17 protein-coding genes and 2 pseudogenes are annotated in these 20,531 nt (G+C 44.1%); 15 read left to right on the top strand and 4 right to left on the bottom strand.

What is annotated here, in order from left to right:
• Window positions 1-681: 681 nt before the first annotated feature.
• Window positions 682-1,401: a FadR/GntR family transcriptional regulator gene (locus AEA42_RS20095; RefSeq protein WP_055648662.1), complete on the bottom strand. Its 720-nt coding sequence runs from the start codon at window positions 1,399-1,401 to the stop codon at window positions 682-684.
• Window positions 1,402-1,653: 252 nt separating this feature from the next.
• On the opposite strand from AEA42_RS20095, the gene AEA42_RS20090 reads away from it, so the two are divergent.
• The 12 genes from AEA42_RS20090 to AEA42_RS20035 all read left to right on the top strand — a co-directional run bounded on the left by AEA42_RS20090 (window position 1,654) and on the right by AEA42_RS20035 (window position 13,818).
• Window positions 1,654-2,916, top strand: coding sequence for an OprD family outer membrane porin (locus AEA42_RS20090; RefSeq protein WP_226770048.1), 1,263 nt, complete (start codon window positions 1,654-1,656; stop codon window positions 2,914-2,916).
• Window positions 2,917-3,318: 402 nt separating this feature from the next.
• Complete coding sequence (locus AEA42_RS20085; RefSeq protein ID WP_037428680.1) at window positions 3,319-4,986, top strand: FAD-binding protein; 1,668 nt, start codon at window positions 3,319-3,321, stop codon at window positions 4,984-4,986.
• A 66-nt stretch (window positions 4,987-5,052) separates the two neighbouring features.
• Window positions 5,053-5,397 (top strand): cytochrome c3 family protein, encoded by a 345-nt coding sequence (locus tag AEA42_RS20080; RefSeq protein ID WP_037413986.1) that lies wholly within the window; start codon window positions 5,053-5,055, stop codon window positions 5,395-5,397.
• Window positions 5,398-5,691: 294 nt separating this feature from the next.
• On the top strand, window positions 5,692-6,036 hold the full coding sequence (locus AEA42_RS20075) for a metalloregulator ArsR/SmtB family transcription factor (RefSeq protein WP_037413988.1): 345 nt from the start codon (window positions 5,692-5,694) through the stop codon (window positions 6,034-6,036).
• 35 nt (window positions 6,037-6,071) lie between these two features.
• Window positions 6,072-6,590: an arsenate reductase ArsC gene (locus tag AEA42_RS20070; protein WP_055648660.1), complete on the top strand. Its 519-nt coding sequence runs from the start codon at window positions 6,072-6,074 to the stop codon at window positions 6,588-6,590.
• 9 nt (window positions 6,591-6,599) lie between these two features.
• Window positions 6,600-7,619 carry an ACR3 family arsenite efflux transporter gene (arsB, locus tag AEA42_RS20065; RefSeq protein WP_037413989.1) on the top strand — a complete coding sequence of 340 codons (1,020 nt, stop codon included), beginning with the start codon at window positions 6,600-6,602 and terminating at the stop codon, window positions 7,617-7,619.
• Between the two features lie 41 nt (window positions 7,620-7,660).
• Complete coding sequence (locus AEA42_RS20060) at window positions 7,661-8,656, top strand: permease (protein ID WP_055648659.1); 996 nt, start codon at window positions 7,661-7,663, stop codon at window positions 8,654-8,656.
• 9 nt (window positions 8,657-8,665) lie between these two features.
• Window positions 8,666-8,902 carry a thioredoxin family protein gene (locus tag AEA42_RS20055; protein WP_055648658.1) on the top strand — a complete coding sequence of 79 codons (237 nt, stop codon included), beginning with the start codon at window positions 8,666-8,668 and terminating at the stop codon, window positions 8,900-8,902.
• A gap of 190 nt (window positions 8,903-9,092) precedes the next feature.
• Window positions 9,093-10,106: an ArsJ-associated glyceraldehyde-3-phosphate dehydrogenase gene (locus AEA42_RS20050; protein ID WP_055648657.1), complete on the top strand. Its 1,014-nt coding sequence runs from the start codon at window positions 9,093-9,095 to the stop codon at window positions 10,104-10,106.
• Between the two features lie 9 nt (window positions 10,107-10,115).
• The gene (arsJ, locus tag AEA42_RS20045; RefSeq protein ID WP_055648656.1) at window positions 10,116-11,384 is read left to right on the top strand and encodes an organoarsenical effux MFS transporter ArsJ; all 1,269 of its coding nucleotides are present in this window, start codon (window positions 10,116-10,118) and stop codon (window positions 11,382-11,384) included.
• 4 nt (window positions 11,385-11,388) lie between these two features.
• On the top strand, window positions 11,389-12,258 hold the full coding sequence (locus AEA42_RS20040) for a DUF2927 domain-containing protein (protein WP_055648655.1): 870 nt from the start codon (window positions 11,389-11,391) through the stop codon (window positions 12,256-12,258).
• A gap of 117 nt (window positions 12,259-12,375) precedes the next feature.
• Window positions 12,376-13,818, top strand: coding sequence for an MBL fold metallo-hydrolase (locus AEA42_RS20035; RefSeq protein WP_055648654.1), 1,443 nt, complete (start codon window positions 12,376-12,378; stop codon window positions 13,816-13,818).
• 43 nt (window positions 13,819-13,861) lie between these two features.
• On the opposite strand, the gene AEA42_RS20030 is transcribed toward AEA42_RS20035, so the two are convergent.
• Window positions 13,862-15,217: a flavohemoglobin expression-modulating QEGLA motif protein gene (locus tag AEA42_RS20030; protein WP_037414006.1), complete on the bottom strand. Its 1,356-nt coding sequence runs from the start codon at window positions 15,215-15,217 to the stop codon at window positions 13,862-13,864.
• Window positions 15,218-15,719: 502 nt separating this feature from the next.
• Complete coding sequence (locus AEA42_RS22480) at window positions 15,720-15,896, bottom strand: hypothetical protein (protein WP_011621344.1); 177 nt, start codon at window positions 15,894-15,896, stop codon at window positions 15,720-15,722.
• A 310-nt stretch (window positions 15,897-16,206) separates the two neighbouring features.
• Between AEA42_RS22480 and AEA42_RS20025 the strand changes: the two genes are divergently transcribed.
• The 3 genes and pseudogenes from AEA42_RS20025 to AEA42_RS20015 all read left to right on the top strand — a co-directional run.
• Entirely contained in the window at window positions 16,207-18,360 is a 2,154-nt protein-coding gene (locus AEA42_RS20025) for a CHASE domain-containing protein (protein ID WP_055648653.1), read from the top strand.
• A complete protein-coding gene (locus AEA42_RS20020; protein ID WP_055648652.1) occupies window positions 18,357-18,791 on the top strand; it encodes a response regulator in 435 nt (144 codons plus the stop codon). Before AEA42_RS20025 ends, AEA42_RS20020 begins: the two co-directional genes overlap by 4 nt.
• A gap of 9 nt (window positions 18,792-18,800) precedes the next feature.
• Window positions 18,801-20,300 (top strand): annotated as a pseudogene (locus AEA42_RS20015) (EAL domain-containing protein); the annotation flags it as partial.
• A 32-nt stretch (window positions 20,301-20,332) separates the two neighbouring features.
• Here AEA42_RS20015 and AEA42_RS22025 read toward each other — a convergent pair.
• A pseudogene (locus AEA42_RS22025) lies at window positions 20,333-20,531 on the bottom strand (hypothetical protein); the annotation flags it as partial.

Genomic DNA, 20,531 nt, shown 5'->3' with positions numbered 1-20,531 from the left:
ATTGTATCAGGAGATTTTATTGGTTAGCTTACTGTCTTCGCTATTCAATGCCGCAACAAAATGTTAAAAACCAATTAACTCACGGATGTATACAATGCTAAAAACATGGACACTGAGCCTTATTCCCCTCGTATTTCTCGGTTTGAGCGGTTGTGCATCGACAAATGCTGATACTAACTCTAACTCGAAAGTTACAAATACTGCTGAAAAGAAAGCTGCCAAGGAGTGTGACAAAGTTGCATCTATTGGCTCCAATATTGGACGTTGCAAAAAATAACATCCTGAAGCTTTGGGTTATAAGCATTCTCAATTCAGCTAAATCTGCAATCAATTAGATCAAATTTGTGCGACTGTCTGGTTTGCCATCAGCAGCTACTGATTGACTCCTAAAACACCTGATGAACCCATCGGGTGTTTTTATTTAAAGGTATTATGCGGCGGTTAATCGCTCAAAGGGAATGGCAAAATCTGACGCATCAATTAGCTTTGTTTTTTAAATCAATTATTTAATTTTTTGCATGTTTGATGTTTAAGAGTATGCTGCAGAGAACTGAGCTTAACATATTAGATAATACTGATATTGAGTTGATTCAATCAGTCGTCAAGAGTTGTAATGAAAGAATTTGGCATTACAGTAAGTCGGCTTATCAAACTGTAATGCCAAAATTTATCGTGGGCAGACTAAGCGTTATTTTGCCGCTTGATGTATCTCAATTCGATTTCTTTCAAACGACGATTAAAGTCTTCTAAATGTGCCAACATGGCGGCTTTGGCTTCATCTTTTTCGATAACGGCTTGAACGATAATATCGTGTAAGCCCAAGGGATGGATTTCATCCGTTGGTGGCTCAAACTTTATTGTTTGATTTTTAAGTAAAATCAATAGTGATTTTACAATTGCCTCTAAGAAACGGTTGCCTGACATTTCTGCTAATAAATAATGCACTTCAGAGCGTAAAGCGACAGTCTCGGGATAAGCGTACGAGTCATTTTCATGTCGCAATGCTTCATGCAGCGCAATTGCTTGTGCTGGTGTGCAATTTTTAGCTGCCATTCTGGTGACTTGAGGCTCAATCAAAATGCGCGCTTGGCATAATTCGGGGAGTGATAACTTTCCCATCATAAACATGTCATGGCAGGCATCACTTAAACGCTCAAATGTCAGATGTTTAACAAATGCACCACCCATTGCACCTTGGCGAATTTCTACCAAGCCGCTCGCTTCAAGGCTCTTAATGGCTTCCCTGACAACGGTTCGACTCACTTGGAATAATTCTATGAGCTCGCGTTCGGATGGTAGTTTATCACCAGCTTTATAATCGCCACCTAAAATAGCATTTTTTAGCTGTTGTCCAACTTCACTAGATGCTTTTATCTGCTTAATTGGCTTGAAGTTATGCACTAGTTTGCCCTCAATATGCTTAGTTCTGCCATCTTAACATAAAAGTACTTTTGAGGCAGAAAATGTACTCTCGCTTTTCCTATATTAGTGATTAAAAAACATTCATTTTTGTTGATCGAAGTAACATCTCTATAAATTTCGCAACTAGTTTCTCATATTTGTTCAGTCTTCATTGTTAATTAAGGTTATACGTCATACATTTCTCCAAAGTGGTTTGGAGTCTGTTTCTTAACCAGTATAGGCATGGCAAACATGTCAACTAATAACAGGAAGATGATGATGAAAATGAAAAGCCTATCTTTTTTTGTGCTGTCGGCACTTTCTGTATCTGCGTTCGCAGATACAACGATTGATAAAATGTTTAGCGATGGAACGGTTAAAGGTGAATTGCGGTTATTTGATTTTACGCGTGATTATGATGGCGCAACGAATAAAAAACATGATACGTCATTAGGTGGGCTGTTTTATTATAATACCGCTAAAGTTAACGGTATTAGTTTTGGTACTAGCTTTGCCTCTGCTAATCCAATTTGGACTAATGATTCTGATAGTGTTTATGGTTTAGTGGCTCGAGATAAAAATGGCGACCATGATAGTGTCAATCGATTGCAAGAATATTTTATTCAAGGTGATTGGTGGAATACTAAATTTAAACTTGGAGCTCAAGAATTAAGAACTCCGATGATGAATCCTCACGATATTAGAGCCATTCCAAGAACCTTTCGTGGTTTTTCTGTTGAAAATAATAGCGTAAATAATCTCACTCTTTCCGCATTGTATATTACGGACTCAATGGGATGGTCTGATAACAGCTTCATATCGGTTAAAGAAGCTGTACAAAGTGAGCTAGCGAGAGCGGGTGTGATTACTGAGGTGGCAGATAACCCTGTTTATGCTCTGGGTGCTAAATATCAGTTACCTTTCGAGGCGGTCAAAACCGAGGTTAATCTTTGGCATTACCGCATGGAAGATGTTTTTAATCAAACCTATGCAAAAGTAAAATTTTCCACTGACATCAGTGCGGTTAATTTTTATCTCACTCCATCTTACTTAACTCAGAAAGCAACGGGTGATGAAACTGGCGGCCCACTAGACACATATCAATATGGTTTCCATCTCGGTGCCAAGTTTGCTGGTGCTGATATCACTTATCTATATGCTAAAACTGGTGATGACACTGTGCTCACTCCATGGGGAGATGAAAAAGTGGTTATTCAACAGGTATATCAATCTGCGCGTGCTGATGAAGAAGTCAATGCATTAAAACTAGCCTATGATTTTGAGAAACTCGGCCTTAATGGATTAGAGGCCTATGCATATTATGGTCAATATGATGTGCCAGAAAATGCTGGTAGTGATTTTAGCGAAATCAACTATTCAATTAGTTATAAATTCTCTGGAGCACTTTCCGGTTTAGGGTTAAAAGCTCGTTATGCCACTATTGATTTTGATCAAGGTGAGAATTTCAATGATGTTCGGTTCTATATTAACTATAAATTTACTTTAGGTCATTAGTACTGAAAACTGCTCCCCTGCAACTTTTTAAGGGTATACCATTTTTTTTTTTGGTATACCTATTTTTTCTTGTGAAATAAATTTTAAATTACTTTTAAATTAGATAATTGAAATTAGAGTATTTATCTATTAAATGGTGAGTTTGAAAATAGTCTGAAGTTGCTTATTAAATAAGGTTAGTTTTTCCATAAATTTAATATTTTGTGAAGTACTGCAAAGATGTTGCTAATACCTCTTTTTATGTATTGTCATATGTCATACATTTAATTGTCGATTGATTGGGTGTTCTTAAGTCAACGCAGCGGTTTTAGCTTCTAAATACACGTAAAAAATCTGGGCACGAATAGACCCAGCACCATTGTGAGTGCAATACCACTCGCAATGAGGGCAAAGGAGTATCAAATGAGTAATAAATCGAAAGAAATTGATCAATACACAGCGAGTGTGCTTCAAAACGGGATCTCTCGAAGAAGTTTTCTGACTCGAGCGGCAATGGGCAGTGGTGGTTTAGCTTTTGCCTCTTTAGGAATGGGGTCTGCCAGTGCTGCACCACTGCAAGTGGGTGCCGAATGTGCCGAGATTGGCGGTGCAACCTTAAGTTTTTTACCTAAACCTAAACCGATCGCAGATAAAGATATCGCAACGACTCAAACCTTTGACGTTGTTGTTGTCGGTGCCGGAGCTTCCGGTGTTCCTGCGGCATTATCTGCCAGAGAAAACGGCGCCACAGTTGCCTGTTTACAAAAACAAGCCATTCCTGTTTCACAGGGAAACACTGGTTCTGGCATCGATCTTAAAAATAGTGATAAAGCAGCTATTGAGGCGTTAGTAAGCCGTTTGATGGCTGATAATGCTCACCGCTCGCATCCTGGTTTATTAAGACAATGGGCTTACAACTCCGGTGAAGCTGTCACTTGGGTGATTGATCGAATGAAACAAAGTGGTGGCCAAGTGGTCGATCAGGGTACCAAGGTACAACATGGTATTCGAGGTATTGCGGACCAATCTGATCGTTTAAATTTTGTGACCTCATTCTGTGGCCCTAAACCCTACACAACCGGTGATGGTATTCGTGCACTGGCAAAAACAGCGGAAAAGGCAGGTGTAAAATTCTTCTTTAACACTCCTGCACAACAACTGATCCAAGACGAATCAGGCAAAGTGATCGGTGTTATTGCTCAAACTCGTGATGGTAAGTACCACAAATACATGGCGAAGAAAGGGGTCATCCTGTCTTCTGGTGATTACCAAAATAACAAGGCCATGTGTGATTTCTTTATTCCAGATTTGAAAAACTTTGAACGCAAACAAATGGACCGTACCGGTGATGGTTTTGCCATGGCGTATTGGGCCGGTGGGGTTATTGAACCTGTTGGTCATACCAAAATGTTGCATGACTTCGACGCGGGCCCTGCTTCAATGTGCGATATGCCTTTCTTAGCCGTTAACCGTAAAGGCGAACGCTTCGTTAATGAAACAGTTGAAATGTCATTAATGAATAACTACCTGAAGGATGAGTATAACGCGGGACATTACTCCCAGGTATTTGATTCGGATTACATGACACAAGCGAAGGATTGGCCAGGTCATCTTTATTCTCCAGAGGAGCTTAAGGTTTATATGCCTGAAGTGCCCGGCGAGAAAAAAGGTGTATTCCCTTCTTTGACCAATACCTACGCTGCCAACACCTTAGAAGAATTAGCTGTGAAGCTGGAATGTGATCCCAAAACCTTTGTCGCAAGCGTGAATCGTTACAACGAATTGTGCAAAAAAGGTAAAGACGAAGATTTTGGTAAACCAGCCAGCAAAATGGTTCCAGTGCTTAAACCGCCGTTTTACGGCATTCATCGTCGTATGAGAATTTCAACCTTATGTTCAGGAATTCTGGTGAACGAAAATCATCAAGTACTGGATGCGGATGGTAAAGAAATTCCTGGCCTGTTTATTGTCGGCAACTTGGGTGCGGGCTTCTATGGTGGTGTTGATTACCCATTAACAGTATTCGGTCTGTCTCTGGGACGTTGCTACACCTTTGGCTACTTAGCGGGCAAATACGTCGCGAAACTTTAAACGCCAAATTATCAATAGCGGCTGCTTTTAGTTGGCATCCAGTGACATGAATGATGGAATTTAAAAATGAAAAATCTCACAATTATTTTGGCTCTTGTCTTGGGCATTTTCGCAGCAAGTGCGATAGCAAAAGACAATGTTCTACTCGATCAAACCCATGCTGCAAAAGGGATTAAATGTAACAGTTGCCATGGAACAGGAGAGCGTCAAGCTGTGCCTATGCTTAAGTGTGTGCAATGCCATAACACTGAAAAGCTGGCGCTAAAAACTGAAAACCTGAAACCGACTAACCCCCATAACAACCGTCACTTTGCTACCGAGACGGATTGTGCTAAGTGTCACCACGTACACCAAAAGTCAGAAAATTTATGTGTAAGTTGTCACCCAAGGTTTGATTTGGTTACTCCCTAGAACCTTATCAGCATTAACTTGATATAAAGTATTGCAAATCGAAAATGCCAGTTAATGTTAACTGGCATTTCTTTTGGTCGGGTTTCACGACTTTATGCCTGAGTAACCATTTTTTAATGGCCTTTCCAATGGGTTATTTTCGTACCTACATCATCATCTTCAACGGTTAAGGTATTTATTTTTATGTTTGTTTTATTAAGCCAGTGAGTGGTTTCTACAAAAATAACTATACATATATGTTTTTTCATATATATTAAATTCCATATGTAATTTTATCTACCTTTGGACTAAACCATGCAACCTGTCGCATTTTTTAAGGCGCTTGCCGATGAAACTCGGTTGAAATGTCTGCTGCTGATCCAGCGGGAAGGGGAATTATGCGTGTGTGAACTGATGGCTGCGCTGTCTGAAAGTCAGCCCAAGGTTTCGCGCCACTTGGCTCAGTTAAAAAAAGCCCGGCTGTTAGTCGATCGACGTCAAGGACAATGGGTGTTTTATCGGATTAATACTGAGATCGCGCCTTGGTGCCAGCAGGTACTTGCCCAAACCTGTGATGATAACGACATCTTTTTGCAGGAGAACCTGCGTAATCTCTGTCAAATGGGTGGGCGGCCTGAGCGAGCAAAAGCGTGTTGTTAATATAACTTTTGAAACGTACTGGATTGGAGTTTGTCATGGCGGCTATAGAACAATATGTGGAGCTAACCCCCGATTTTAACGTGCTTTTTTTGTGCACACATAATGCTTGTCGGAGCATTTTAGCGGAGGCCATTGCTCGGCAACTGGCATTGGGGTTGCCACTGACTTTTATGAGTGCTGGCAGCGCCCCATCGGGCAAGGTCCATCCTATGACCCTGAAACATCTTCAGCAACATGGGTATTCAACCGCAGGACTTCACAGTAAAAGTTGGGAGGCGCTAGCTGACTTCTCGCCGGATCTGGTTATCACCGTTTGTGATAGTGCAGCGGGCGAAACTTGCCCTTTATTGCTAGGAAATACCCCGAAATTGCACTGGGGATTACCCGATCCAAGCCAGCTGAACGTTGAAGATCAAGATGTCTTATTTTTTAAAATAATCAGATTGTTAGAGGGACGGATAGGTGCTTTGCTGCGTGTTGATTTAAAGGCCGAGCCTAGGGTTTTATCGGCAGCATTACAGCAAATTGTACTTGCCCACCCGTTAGTCGATTAAGAGGTTTATATGGGAATTTTTGAGCGTTATTTAAGTGTTTGGGTCGGGCTGAGCATTATTGCTGGGGTTGTGTTGGGGAATGTTGTCCCCGGTGTATTTGCTGCTGTAGCCGCGCTTGAATATGCCCATGTTAATTTAGTCATCGCCCTGTTTATCTGGGTAATGATTTATCCCATGATGGTGCAGATTGATTTTTCTGCGGTGAAAGATGTTGGCAAAGCGCCGAAGGGATTGATGTTAACGCTTTTCATCAACTGGCTCGTTAAACCTTTTACTATGGCATTGTTAGGCTGGTTATTTTTCAAGTTGCTATTTGCCGACTGGGTTGATCCACAAACCGCCAGTGAATATATCGCGGGAATGATATTACTCGGTGTGGCGCCTTGTACTGCAATGGTGTTTGTGTGGAGTCAACTGACGAAAGGTGACCCGAACTATACGCTAGTACAAGTCTCTGTTAACGATATCATTATGGTGTTTTTATTTGCGCCACTCTCGGCATTATTACTCGGTGTGAGCGATATTCAAGTGCCATGGGAAACCCTGTTACTTTCGGTTGTCCTCTATGTGTTATTGCCTTTGATTGCGGGTGTTGCGACTCGAAAACGCCTTGAGACGCGCCATGATACGAGTGCTGTGCCGCAGTTACTGGCTAAACTCAAACCTTGGTCTGTGATTGGGCTACTCGCGACGGTTGTGCTGTTATTTGGTTTTCAAGCGAAGACCATTGTGAGTCAACCACAGAATATTCTACTCATAGCTATCCCTTTGATTATTCAAAGCTATGGCATTTTTATCTTGGCCTATTGGCTAGCCTTAAAACTAAAACTTACCCATGCGATTGCGGCACCAGCGAGCATGATTGGCTCTTCTAACTTTTTTGAGCTGGCGGTCGCCGTGGCTATTTCATTATTTGGTCTGCACTCGGGAGCGGCTCTCGCGACTGTGGTTGGGGTATTAGTTGAGGTGCCTGTGATGTTGTCGCTGGTGTATTTTGCGAATCGCACTCGGCACTGGTTTCAATCTTAATAAATCGCAGGGTGTAGGTCTGCATTGTTTTAAGGAGCGATATGTTCCAAATATTTACTGATTTTGCAACTTGGCTAGTGTTTGGTGTGTTTGGCCTCGATGCTGGTTCGGCCTTGGGCGACGCAGTGCATTTTTTTGTTGAAGATGTCAGTAAAATTTTCGTATTGCTGGTGGTGATGATTTATGTTATCGCCCTGCTGCGGGCGTCCTTAGATGTTGAGCGAGTCCGCAATTATTTAGCGGGTAAGAATAAGGGCGTGGGTTATTTGCTTGGGTCGATTTTTGGTGCCATCACGCCTTTTTGTTCTTGCTCTAGCATACCTGTGTTTTTAGGTTTTACCTCGGCGGGTATTCCCCTTGGGATCACTATGGCCTTTTTGATCACTTCACCTTTGATCAATGAAGTTGCTGTCCTATTACTAATGAGTTTACTCGGTTGGAAATTTACCTTGCTCTATGTGGCTGTGGGGATGGCGGTGGGTATGCTCGGCGGATTATTGCTAGATGCGATGAAGGCTGAGCGTTGGTTGCAATCCTTCGCCGCCGAAGCCCTCGTTTGTGGGCGTCAGATGACAGCATCAAATGCTGTTTCAACGACTCAGCGAACCCTCTCTTTTTCTGAACGTCATCAATTTGCCAAAGCTGAGGCGATTGATATTTTTGGCCGCGTCTGGAAGTGGGTCATTATCGGCGTAGGTCTTGGCGCTGCCCTGCACGGTTTTGTACCTGAGGGGTGGGTTGAAACCCACTTAGGTCAAGGCCAATGGTGGTCAGTGCCCGCGGCTGTATTAATCGGCATTCCCCTTTATTCGAATGCGACAGGCATTATTCCTGTCATGGAAAGCTTGCTAGCAAACGGTCTGCCAATTGGCACTACGCTAGCATTTTGTATGAGCACTGTGGCAGCCAGTTTCCCCGAATTTATTTTACTCAAACAAGTTATGCAGTGGCGCCTGTTGGCGCTGCTGTTGATTGTGCTATTAACGGCATTTACGTTAGTAGGTTGGATGTTTAATTTTGCAGCACCGTATCTTTAAGGAAATAACATGAAACAAGTCAAAGTATTAGGTAGTGGTTGCGCTAAATGTAGTAAAACCGCCGAGATGATTGCGGACATATCAGAAGAAATGGGCGTGGATGCGATTGTGAAAAAGGACACAGATCCGCAAACCCTGTTGAAATTTAACGTAATGAAAACCCCAGCGGTCGTGATCGATGGTGAGTTAATCCACAGCGGCTCAGTACCGACCCGAGATGAAATTGAAGGATGGCTAAGGGAGTAAATTAGCCGCCATTATCGTTGAGCAAGACTTGCTTTTGGCCTAGCAATAATCGTCGTTAACAAGATGCGCCATTGTCATCCACTAGGGTTGGCAATGGCGATGTTATCACTTAAGTAAAAAGTCCGTCTTATTCATAACATATTAAAAATTAATAATATAAAACTCACAATCAGCATATTGGAATATCAGCATGGCAATCAAAATCGGCATTAATGGCTTCGGCCGTATGGGGCGTTTAGCCCTGCGCGCGGCATGGGACTGGGATGAGGTGGAGTTTGTGCAGATTAACGATCCCGCGGGGGATGCGGCTACCTTGGCCCACTTGCTTGAGTTCGATTCTGTCCATGGTCGCTGGTGTTATTCCGTGACGGCGAGTAATGATCAGATCCACATTCAAGATAAAAGCATTCGCACCACACGTAATAAAACGATTGCCGAGACCGATTGGGCGGGATGCGATGTAGTGATTGAAGCCTCTGGGGTGATGAAAACCAAAGCCTTATTACAAGCTTATTTAGATCAAGGTGTTAAGCGGGTTGTAGTCACTGCGCCCGTCAAAGAGGAAGGAGTGTTAAATGTGGTGATGGGGGTGAATCACCAGTTGTACGATCCGGCTATTCATCCGATTGTGACCGCGGCTTCCTGTACCACCAACTGCCTTGCGCCTGTGGTTAAAGTGATCCACGAGCAGATCGGCATCAAACACGGTTCTATGACGACTATCCACGATATTACTAACACTCAAACCATTCTCGATGCGCCACATAAAGATTTACGTCGCGCCCGCGCCTGTGGTTTGAGTTTAATCCCAACCACCACTGGCAGCGCGACGGCGATTACCCATATTTTCCCTGAGCTTAAGGGCAAGCTAAATGGCCACGCCGTGCGGGTGCCGCTCGCCAATGCCTCTCTAACCGATTGTGTATTTGAGCTTGAACGCAGCGTGACCGAAGAAGAAGTGAATGCGCTGCTACAAACCGCCGCTGAGGGCGAGCTTAAGGGGATTTTAGGCTATGAAGAGCGGCCGCTGGTGTCGGTGGATTACAAAACCGATCCGCGTTCGAGCATTGTCGATGCGCTCTCGACCATGGTGGTGAATGGTACTCAGCTAAAACTCTACGTGTGGTACGACAATGAATGGGGATATGCCAACCGTACGGCAGAGCTCGCCCGTTTAGTCGGTCAGCTTGATGTGCCACTTTAGGAGAGCATAGTGCCTGCTGCCAAGCTATTTGAACAACTGATGCAATTGCCCGCCGCCGTGCGGCAATATTTGCTGATCACCTTCAATTATTGGAGTTTTACCTTAACCGACGGCGCGCTGCGGATGTTGGTGGTGCTGCATTTTCACGATCTCGGTTATACGCCATTCGCGATTGCGATGTTGTTCTTATTCTATGAGATTTTTGGCGTCGTAACCAATCTGGTGGGCGGCTATCTCGGTGCGCGTTTAGGGTTAAATCGCACCATGAATCTGGGTCTTGGTATGCAGGTGTTGGCATTAGGAATGTTATTGGTACCTGCCGCCAGTTTACCGCTGTGGCTCGCGGGCGTGCCTTGGGTGATGGCTGCGCAGGCGCTTTCTGGAGTTGCTAAAGATCTCAATAAGATGAGTGCTAAAAGCGCGATCAAACTGCTAGTACCAAAAGGCGAGCAGGGCAAGCTTTATAAGTGGGTTGCCTTGTTAACGGGTTCTAAAAATGCCCTCAAGGGCGCGGGATTTTTCCTCGGTGGTGTTTTGCTTGCCTTACTTGGATTTGAGCTGGCGATCGCCACTATGGCGAGCATGCTCGGACTCGTATGGCTACTTAGCTTAGTGATGCTGAAGAAGGATTTAGGTAAAGCCAAGAATAAGCCTAAATTTACGGAGATTTTCTCTAAGAGTCGTAGTGTGAACATTCTCTCGGCGGCACGATTATTCCTGTTTGCCGCCAGGGATGTGTGGTTTGTGGTGGCGCTGCCTGTGTATCTAGCGAGTAAATTTGGCTGGGATCATTGGGCGGTGGGCGGCTTTTTAGCTGTGTGGGTTATCGGCTACGGTATAGTACAAACCTTGGCGCCTAAGATCACTGGGAATCACCAACACCAAAGCTTAGCCGTCGGTGCTGTACCCGATGGTCGCAGCGCGTTAATTTGGGCCAGTATCTTGGCCTTTATCCCAGCATTGATTGCTAGCGCGATACAGTTCAGTTTTTACCCTGAAGCCAGTTTGTTGCTGGGCTTAATGCTATTTGGTGCTCTGTTTGCGGTGAACTCGTCGCTGCACAGTTATTTGATTGTGAGTTATGCCTGCGAAGAGGCGGTATCCCTCGATGTTGGATTTTATTATATGGCCAACGCTATGGGGCGTTTGGTGGGAACCGTGCTTTCTGGCTGGGTGTATCAGAGTCATGGGCTGGTGGCCTGCTTATGGATGTCGACAGCCTTTATCGCGACTACGGCCTTGATTTCTATTAAGTTGCCTCGACAATCGAAGGAATAACAACATGTTAATCTGGCGAAAGCACTTCAAGGGGAAGAGTTCGATTGGCTTAGCCTGTATTGTTTCGCTACTTGCAGCCTTTGTTGCGCCACTCTGCGCATCGGTTTCCCCGACGTTAAGTCCCAAAGAGGCCGACATACCCAATCTCGCTTCAACATCCATTCGAGATTGGAAAAATCCAGCCTACATCACCCAAGCTTTCGATGAGATAGCCCTTAAAAATGAATACGATAAAGATAAGCACCGAGTACGAAAATGGCAAAAAACCGTGCGCGTCTTTGTTGAGCACCAAGTTGGCGACAATATGCTGCATGCGCAATTGGTGCAGATGCATCTAAGTCATCTCGCGCAAATCACGGGTCACAGTATTTTGCAGGTAGATAAGCTCGAAGAGGCTAATTTACATTTAGTCTTTACCCGCCAATCCCAATGGGCCGATGAGGTGATGCGCCTCATGGGCGCGAGTGCAGCCAGTAATATTCATGGCTCTGTTTGTATGGGTAAATTTGCCCTCAACTCTCAGAATGAGATTGAGCGCGCCTGGGTAATTATTCCTGTGGATCAGGCAAAAATGCACGGTAAGTTAGTGGCTTGTATCGTCGAAGAAATCACTCAAGTACTTGGGTTACCCAATGATTCTGAAAAAGTATTTCCATCCATCTTTAACGATAAAACCCCGCAGGACTTACTCACTGGGCTCGATTATATTTTGCTGAAATTACTCTACAGTCGCCAGATTAACGCAGGGATGACGGCAAAAGAAGTGCAACCCATCATTCAAGATCAACTCGCTCAATGGCAGCGTGATGGCACCTTAATCAATGCCGATAAAACCGTGCGCCAAGGTGAGTTGTACCCGCTATTAGGTTATTGATGCTTGAGTGTTACGGCAAAAGTTGACATTGCTCGCATGCGACTAATTATTGCTTTTTGTTTTAGGAATAAGGGCATAGTCTAGCTTTATACGAGGTAATCACGTTGGAGGCACACCATGCGGATGACACTGCAGTTTTTAGGGGCGACAGAGGAAGTGACCGGCTCATGCCATTTGCTCTCGGTCGATCATGAACGCTTATTACTCGATTGTGGTTTAATCCAAGGTGGTAAAGCGGATGAATTGCGTAACCATGAGCCCTTCACCTTCGATCCTGAGTCTATTTCCGCGGTTGTGCTCAGCCATGCTCATATCGACCATTCAGGGCGTTTACCACTCTTAGTCAAAGCGGGTTTTGATGGGCCAATCTATACCCATAAAGCCACAGCAGAGCTGTGCGCGATCATGCTTAAAGATGCGGCGATGCTGCAGGTGCGCGACACCGAAAGAATCAATAAAAAGCGCGCTAAACATGATCTTGAACCCCTAGAGCCACTGTTCACCGTCGAAGATGCCGAACAGGCTATTAGTCAATTTGTGCCGCTGGAATACGGCCAAGTGACTCAGGTTATTCCCCATGTGGATATTTGCCTCTCAGATGCGGGGCATATTTTAGGTTCTGCCTTAGTCGAGTTATGGTTAGGCGAAGGTAAGTCCCAGAAGAAAATCGTCTTTAGTGGTGATCTTGGCCGGGCGGGTATGCCGATATTACGTAATCCCACCTTAGTCGACACCGCAGATTTAGTGTTAATGGAAAGCACCTACGGCGATCGTTTCCACCGAAGCTGGACTGATACTCTGGCCGAATTAAAGGCGATTTTTGCTAAGGCAGTCACCGAGAGCCGCGGTAATATTCTTTTGCCAGCCTTCTCAGTAGGGCGAGCGCAGGAGCTTTTATATCTATTTCATTTATATGCTAAAGATTGGGATTTATCTCGCTGGAAAGTCTGCCTCGATAGTCCAATGGCGATTGAGGCAACACGGGTATATGTTAATAACTATCCGTTAATGGATGATGATTTTAAGCGTTTTACTCGCCAGCATCCGGGGCAACATCCCTTATTATCGAATGTCGAATTTATTCAAACTACTGAAGAGTCTATCGCATTAAACGATGTGCATCAGGGCTTGATCATTATTGCGGGTAGCGGCATGTGTAATGGTGGCCGTATCCGTAGTCATTTGGAACATAATCTGTGGCGGCCAGAATGTGATGTGATTATCTGTGGTTTCCAAGCGCTTGGCACGCCTGGACGAGCCTTGGTCGACGGCGCGGAGGAGCTCACTATCCATGGTAATAGCGTCAAAGTTGCCGCCAAGTTACATACCGTCGGAGGCTTATCCGCCCATGCGGATCAGGCAGAGTTGCTACGTTGGTATCGGCACTTTGAAGATCAACCACCTTTATTGCTAGTGCATGGCGAAGCCGAAGCCCAGCAGGGGTTAGTGGCAGCCATGAATCAAGAGCCTAAAACCAAACCTAAAGCACTGGCTATTGCCACCCGTGGCGATAAGTTGGATTTGAACGCTTTACCCAAACTGATGTGGATAACGGCTTAAGCTTAAGCCCACTACCTAAAGAGGTTGTGGGCAAACTACTGCGTTAGTCTGAGTTGTTATCAAATTCAGTGTCGTCGAGTAACTCGAGGCTTGGGTCGATACTGGGCACATCTTTAAATAGGCGAGTGAAATGACGTTGCACTCCTTTCAAATCGATTCCTGCCAATCCTGAGGCGAAACCAAACCAAGCATACAAACCGCTGAAGTTGTCGAACATGGGCGGTAAATATTTTGGTGGCGTAATGATGCCTTCTTGGCAGGCTTGATAGAGAACGGGAATATCCTCAATGGCGAGTTTGCCCAAAAACAGCATAGGGATAAGTTCGGGTAAACCCGATGTGATGGCGCTGCGGATAAAGTTGATGTTCTCGACATAACCACGCACATAGGAAATATCTTTGGTAAAAAAGCTGCCGCCTTCGACCATACCGCCACGAAACACCCTTTGTGTGACTCGATAACTATCCTTAGCGCTAAGATTTAACTCTCTAAAATAGTTAAATACTTCAATAAAGTTGGCCCCATTTTCCGCCATATCTACCGCTGCGACACGGTCGCTAATACGGCGGGCACGGCCTGGGTTTGAGCTTAGGGTGAGCATTTCGAGTAATACAGCAAGCCCTTCTTGGGTGGCAGCTACGCGGGGAGAGCCGACGCTGAGCCAAGTAGCATGGGGTTGAGCCCGACCATTCAGGGTGGTGCCCACATGCACCCACCCTTCATGAACTTCGTACACATTGAGATCTGACTCGCTGAACATGGCCTTACTATTGAGTTTGACCGTATCGCCCCCCACCGCGGCGTCAGACACAATCCCGTCACTCAAACGCACCCGCATATCATCGCTATGGAAGTATTTTTCCAATCGCTGGCTCAGCACATTCACGGCTTCGGGGGCACTGATGATTTTAGGGTGATGCTTATTCATATGCCGCGCAGCGGGCAATGAGAAGATATAACTGAGTTTATCGCCCAATTGACGTAGAGTGTGGCGATCGCCATGTAATCTGTGGCTGGCGCTGCCGTAGAGTTCTTGGCTAAGCTGACCAAAGACAGGGGTCCCTCGATGACCCAGCATATCGACCACCAGACGATACTGGTCTACGTTAGCGACTAATATCTTGCCCAGCTTGTCTTTTTTGCCTAAACGTCGATGAATGTCTTGTTTGAGAGAAAGTAATTCAGCCTGTGTTTTTACGGGATCGAAGGGCAGAGCAATTTTTTGATAAAAATCCTGTGTAATTGCTGGCAGAACCGTGCCTTTACTAGAAAGAAAACGCTCCTCCATTTCCCGTGGCCATTTGATGGCGTCTAAAATCTTGATCGGGGTTTGAATGCGGATCAGCTCATCGGAAAAGCGACGTAAATCTTCTTGGTACTGGGCTAATGACTCTGACATTCCCGAAATCCTGTTGCTACTTAGGCGCTAAAATTAGTTCAATCATAGCGGTAAAGTCGTTGTTTTTATAGGTTTCTTACCCAGAACAATTAAATCTTGTCGATTAAGTATCTTATCTGCTATCGATTTAGTGAATCATTTTGGTGCAATATGAATTGTTTTAGCCTGAAAATGGCGAAGATTTTTTATGCAAGTAACTGTTAAATATTGTTTTATCCCAATGAGACTAAGACTAATTAGCTTATGCTAAAAGTTTATAAAGTCTATATGAGATGATTATGGCTGCATTGTGCTATTTGAGAAACGATGCAGCAGTGCATGCGTTGGTGGTGCCGATTTAACGGTAGCTGATAAAACTAGGCTGACACAGGTTTATAAAATGAGGAAAAGTCGGCTTGGTAAATCAGTGTTAACGTTTGCACCCAGCCCCAAGGAGCTGGGTGAAGGTTTGGATAACAGTCGTGAACTTAAACGACCATAATGCCTTATGGGAGTAGGAAGTTTAGAAAAAGTCATCATCTCCTAATGCGCGTCGTAATTCGGCACGTTCGAGATAATCTTCTAAGCGTTTCTTGATTTCACGCTTGTGCTGCATTGCCTCTGCTGCTTTGCTATTTCTAGGGGTGGTCATTGCCTCAATTTCAGTATCGTTGGGCACGACTTCAGTAATATGAGCCATAACGAATTCCTCATGTTGTTCCTAACGCCTTTCTATCTAAAAAGAGTGTGGCAGAAAAGCAAAAAATTTTACTCATAAACGCAAATTTTTTTTCCCATACGACAGTGTGTTACTCCTATGGCATTACTGAATTTTTAGGGGAGTTAAGGCTATTTAAGTTTTTGCTGAATTTTGTGATTTAGCGCATAACACTTTCTTTTTATATTGATGTTAAGCCCTACTTAAATAGTCGGATAAACTTGAATTTGCATAAAAATCGAACAACACTTGGGGAAGACAACTCAAATGTAACTTTGCTAGGGAAGCTAATATGGACACGGACCGTTTTCCTGAATCTTTCGGCCCTCCAAAAAGTTTTTTCGTTAGTGTGATTCGTTCAAGTTGGCTGATGTTATTTGCCGCGCTGACTTTTATGGGTATTTCTTGGTTTGTTTTAGAGGAATATTTAAGAGATCGAGGCGAAGAGCGGTTTAATAATCATGTTCAGGAGTTGTCCGAAGCTGTTACCCGAAGAATGATGGCCTATGAGCAAGTTTTACGTGGTGGAGTAGGGCTTTTTTTGTCCTCCAACGGCGTCACTCGCAGTGAATGGCAAATTTATGTCGCTAATGCGCGTTTATCCGATTATTACCCAGGGATTCAAGGTTTAGGTTTTGCTCAACTAGTGATGCCAACATCCTTGGATGAGTTTACACAGCAAGTCCAACAGGAGGGATTTACTGATTTTCGCGTCACACCCACAGGTAATAGAGAGCTTTACTGTGTTATCAAATATTTAGAACCATTCGACTGGCGAAATCAACGGGCATTTGGTTTTGACATGTGTTCCGAATCAACTCGTCGCACTGCAATTCTAAACGCTATTGCTTCGGGACAAGTTAAGGTGTCTGGCAAAGTTACCTTAGTGCAGGAAACGCCCGATAATTCTCAGGCTGGTGTATTGATGTATGTTCCTTTTTATCATGGTCAACCCGTGACAGAAGCGGAACGTCTACAGCAAGCGATAGGTGTGGTTTACGCACCTTTTCGGATGGATAATTTAATGCAGGGCATTATGGGAAAACGTTTTTCCGGTCTAAAACTTGCCATTTATGATGGTTCAGAGGCAAATCATGCCAGTTTAATGTTTAGTTCCCACAAAGCGCTTCCCTCTCCGAAGGATGTTTTTTATCAATCAAAACTAGAAAACATGGAAGGGCAAGTTTGGCGAATAGATGTTTCTTCTGAGTCGCGCTTTATTTCAATTGCAGAGCAAACCCAAAGTATGTGGCTGCAAGTGATTGGCTGCGCCTTTATTCTTGCCTTACTTTATGCAGTGATCAGTATGGCTCGTAACCGTTACCAAGAGTCAATGTTAACCGCCGAATTAATTGCCAATGAAAAACGCTTTCGTCTAGTCATCGAGGCTTCTCCGAGTGCACTGTTTATGGTTGATAAAACAGGCGCGATTACCTTAGTCAATACCCATGCCGAAAGGCTTTTTGGTTATACGAGGGAGGAGTTACTTGGACGTTCAATTAATATGTTACTACCTGAATCGCTTAGGGAAATTCATAAAAAGCATCTATCTCATTACCTGCTTCATCCCATCGCGAAGAATATGTCGATGCGGGATGATCTGTTTGGTTGCTGCAAAGATGGTACACGTTTGGCGATCGAGGTCGGATTAACTCCTATTCACTTTAGTAATGGGATCTACATTTTAACGACGATCAATAATATTTCTGAACGTAAGCGGATTGAAGCGCAGCGTATCGAGCATACGACAGAATTGGAGCGTATTAATCAAGAGCTAGATAGATTTGCCTATATTGCTTCCCATGACTTGAAGTCGCCCCTCAGAGGCATTGAGCAACTAACCCATTGGTTAAGTGAAGATCTTGCTGATAACACCAATGAAAATGTCCAAAAATACTTAGGCTTAATTCAGAATCGTATCCAGAGAATGGTGTTATTGCTCGACGGGTTGTTAACGTTTTCACGCATTGGGCGTGTTGATATTGAAATGGTTGACACTGATTGTCGACAACTGGTCGAAGATATGTTCGCTTTGGTCGCTCCGCCTCAGGGATTTGAATTGGTCATCGAAGGTAATTTTCCACGATTTAAAACGGTTAAAACGCTCTTAGAACTAGTCGTTCGGAATTTAATTAGCAATGCCATTAAACACCATGATAGAGGTGGTGGTGTACTTAAGGTGCAATGTGAAACAAAAGGCCACTATTACTGGTTTAGCGTGATTGATGATGGACCTGGAATTTCTGCCCAGTTTCACCACAAAGTATTTGAAATGTTTCAAACTCTTAGACCAAGAGACGAAGTCGAGGGAAGCGGTTTGGGATTGTCGCTTGTCAAAAAGACGGTTGAAAGTCTAGGGGGAGAAATTCTACTTGAATCAGCGGGGCGAGGTTGTTGCTTTAGGTTTAGCTGGCCGATGCACATAGTCAACAAGGAGGCGGTATGAGTAATAGCCATGACTATAAACAAGTGACCATTCTGTTGGTTGATGATGACGATGTGGATTATATGGCGGTGCAGAGGGCGATGAAGCAGCTGCGTTTGCTTAATCCTCTTGTGCGAGCGAGGGATGGGCTTGAAGCACTTACAATTCTGACGCATACCAACGCTATCAAGGGGTCATACTTGATCTTGCTCGATCTCAATATGCCCAGAATGAATGGTTTTGAATTTCTTGAACATATTCGTTCTGATCCGACGTTGTCTTCTTCCGTTGTATTTATGCTGACGACTTCTAGTACCGATGAAGATCGGATGAGAGCCTACCGTCACCATGTGGCTGGTTACATGGTTAAAACAGATATTAAAGATGGTTTCCACAATATTTTTAATATGTTGGAAGGCTACTGGCGCATCGTTGAGCTTCCAAGCGTATAGGATGTGTATATGGATTTACTACTTATCGATGATGATGAAGTTGATAGAACCGCTATTATTCGAGCGCTACGACAGTCCAAGTTAGCTTTTAATGTGGTTGAAGCAAACTGTGCTTTTGATGGATTGAATCTTGCCTTGGAGCGTCATTTTGACGGGATTCTACTCGATTACCTATTGCCCGATGCTAATGGCTTAGAAGTGCTTATCAAGCTCAATTCTATGACTCAAGATCAAACTGTGGTGGTGATGTTGAGCCGTTACGAAGATGAAAAACTCGCTCAGCGTTGTATTGAGTTAGGTGCCCAAGATTTCTTACTTAAAGATGAAGTTAACTCAAGAATCCTGAGTCGTTCAATTCGTTACGCTAAACAGCGCGCCTCAATGGCACTTGCCCTACGAAATAGCCATCAAAAACTGAAAGAACTGGCGGAGCACGATTCACTCACCAAATTGATGAATCGTTATGGATTTGAGCTGTGTTTAAATCGCGCCATTGCAAGAGCAAAACGCAGTAATGATTTTTTAGCCGTGATTTTACTTGATCTTGATGATTTTAAAGCGATTAATGACACGTTAGGTCACCAGACGGGTGATATTTTGTTGGTGAAAGTCGCATCGAGACTCAGCGCCGTGTTACGGGATGGTGACGTCATTGCTCGTTTAGGCGGGGATGAATTTGTGGTGTTAGTGACTGACAATGACTACAAATATTTCCCCATGATTGTGGCTAACCGTCTACTTAAAGCTTTTGAAGAAGTGTTTTGCCTTGGAGATAACGATGTGATGATTGGCGCCAGTATTGGCGTGGCATTTTATAATGAAGCCGCCTCTGATAGCTCTGAGTTAATGAAATGCGCCGATATCGCCATGTATCGTGCTAAGAAAATGGGACGCAATCAGATCCAGTTTTATTCCGAGGCGCTAGATAAAGAAGTCCGCTACCGCAATCATATCGAGTCCAGCTTAAAAATGGCCTTAAGGCAGAATCAGTTTAAGGTTTATTATCAGGTGCAAGTTGACGCGCAAACACACCATATGGTGGGAATGGAGGCGTTAATTCGTTGGCAGCATCCCGAAGATGGTTTGATTTCTCCGGACCAATTTCTGCCCATAGCAGAAGAAATTGGGTTAATGGAAGAAATAGGTGACTGGGTATTGTATGAAGCCTGCCGACAGGCCCAATATTGGCTGAGCCAATTAGCATCAACAGGGCATCGCTTTACCATTGCAGTGAACTTATCTGCATCTCAAATTGGGCATATCAACTTATATGAGAAAATCGCCCATGTTCTTAACGTGACAGGGCTAGCGCCCAGTGCACTTGAGTTGGAAATTACTGAAAACTGTTTGATTGAAGAACCCCACGAACATGCCAAGATCCTCGATAAAATAGCCCAACTTGGAGTGCGATTTGCGTTGGACGATTTTGGTACCGGATTTTCATCCCTTGAACATATAAAGTTGTTCCCCATCAGCGTGTTAAAAATCGATAAAAGTTTTATTGCTTCGAGGGCGTTCAAAATTCTGTGTCAGGCTAATTTTTAAATTTCCAGCACGCTATCTAAACGTCCTTCAAAATAAATCGCTAACTGAGATAAACAAAGGCTCCAATTGTGGATTGGCATGGTCCATTTATCTGAGGCGTTTAATATGCCTGCGTAAAGTAGCTTCAACAAGCTATTTTCATTAGGAAAAGCACCTTTGGTTTTGGTGAGCTTTCTAAATTGGCGATGCACAGCC

It is taken from the genome of Shewanella sp. Sh95 (assembly GCF_001308045.1).
GTDB classification, from domain to species: Bacteria; Pseudomonadota; Gammaproteobacteria; order Enterobacterales; family Shewanellaceae; genus Shewanella; species Shewanella xiamenensis.
This window is presented reverse-complemented; position numbering and strand designations above follow the sequence as displayed.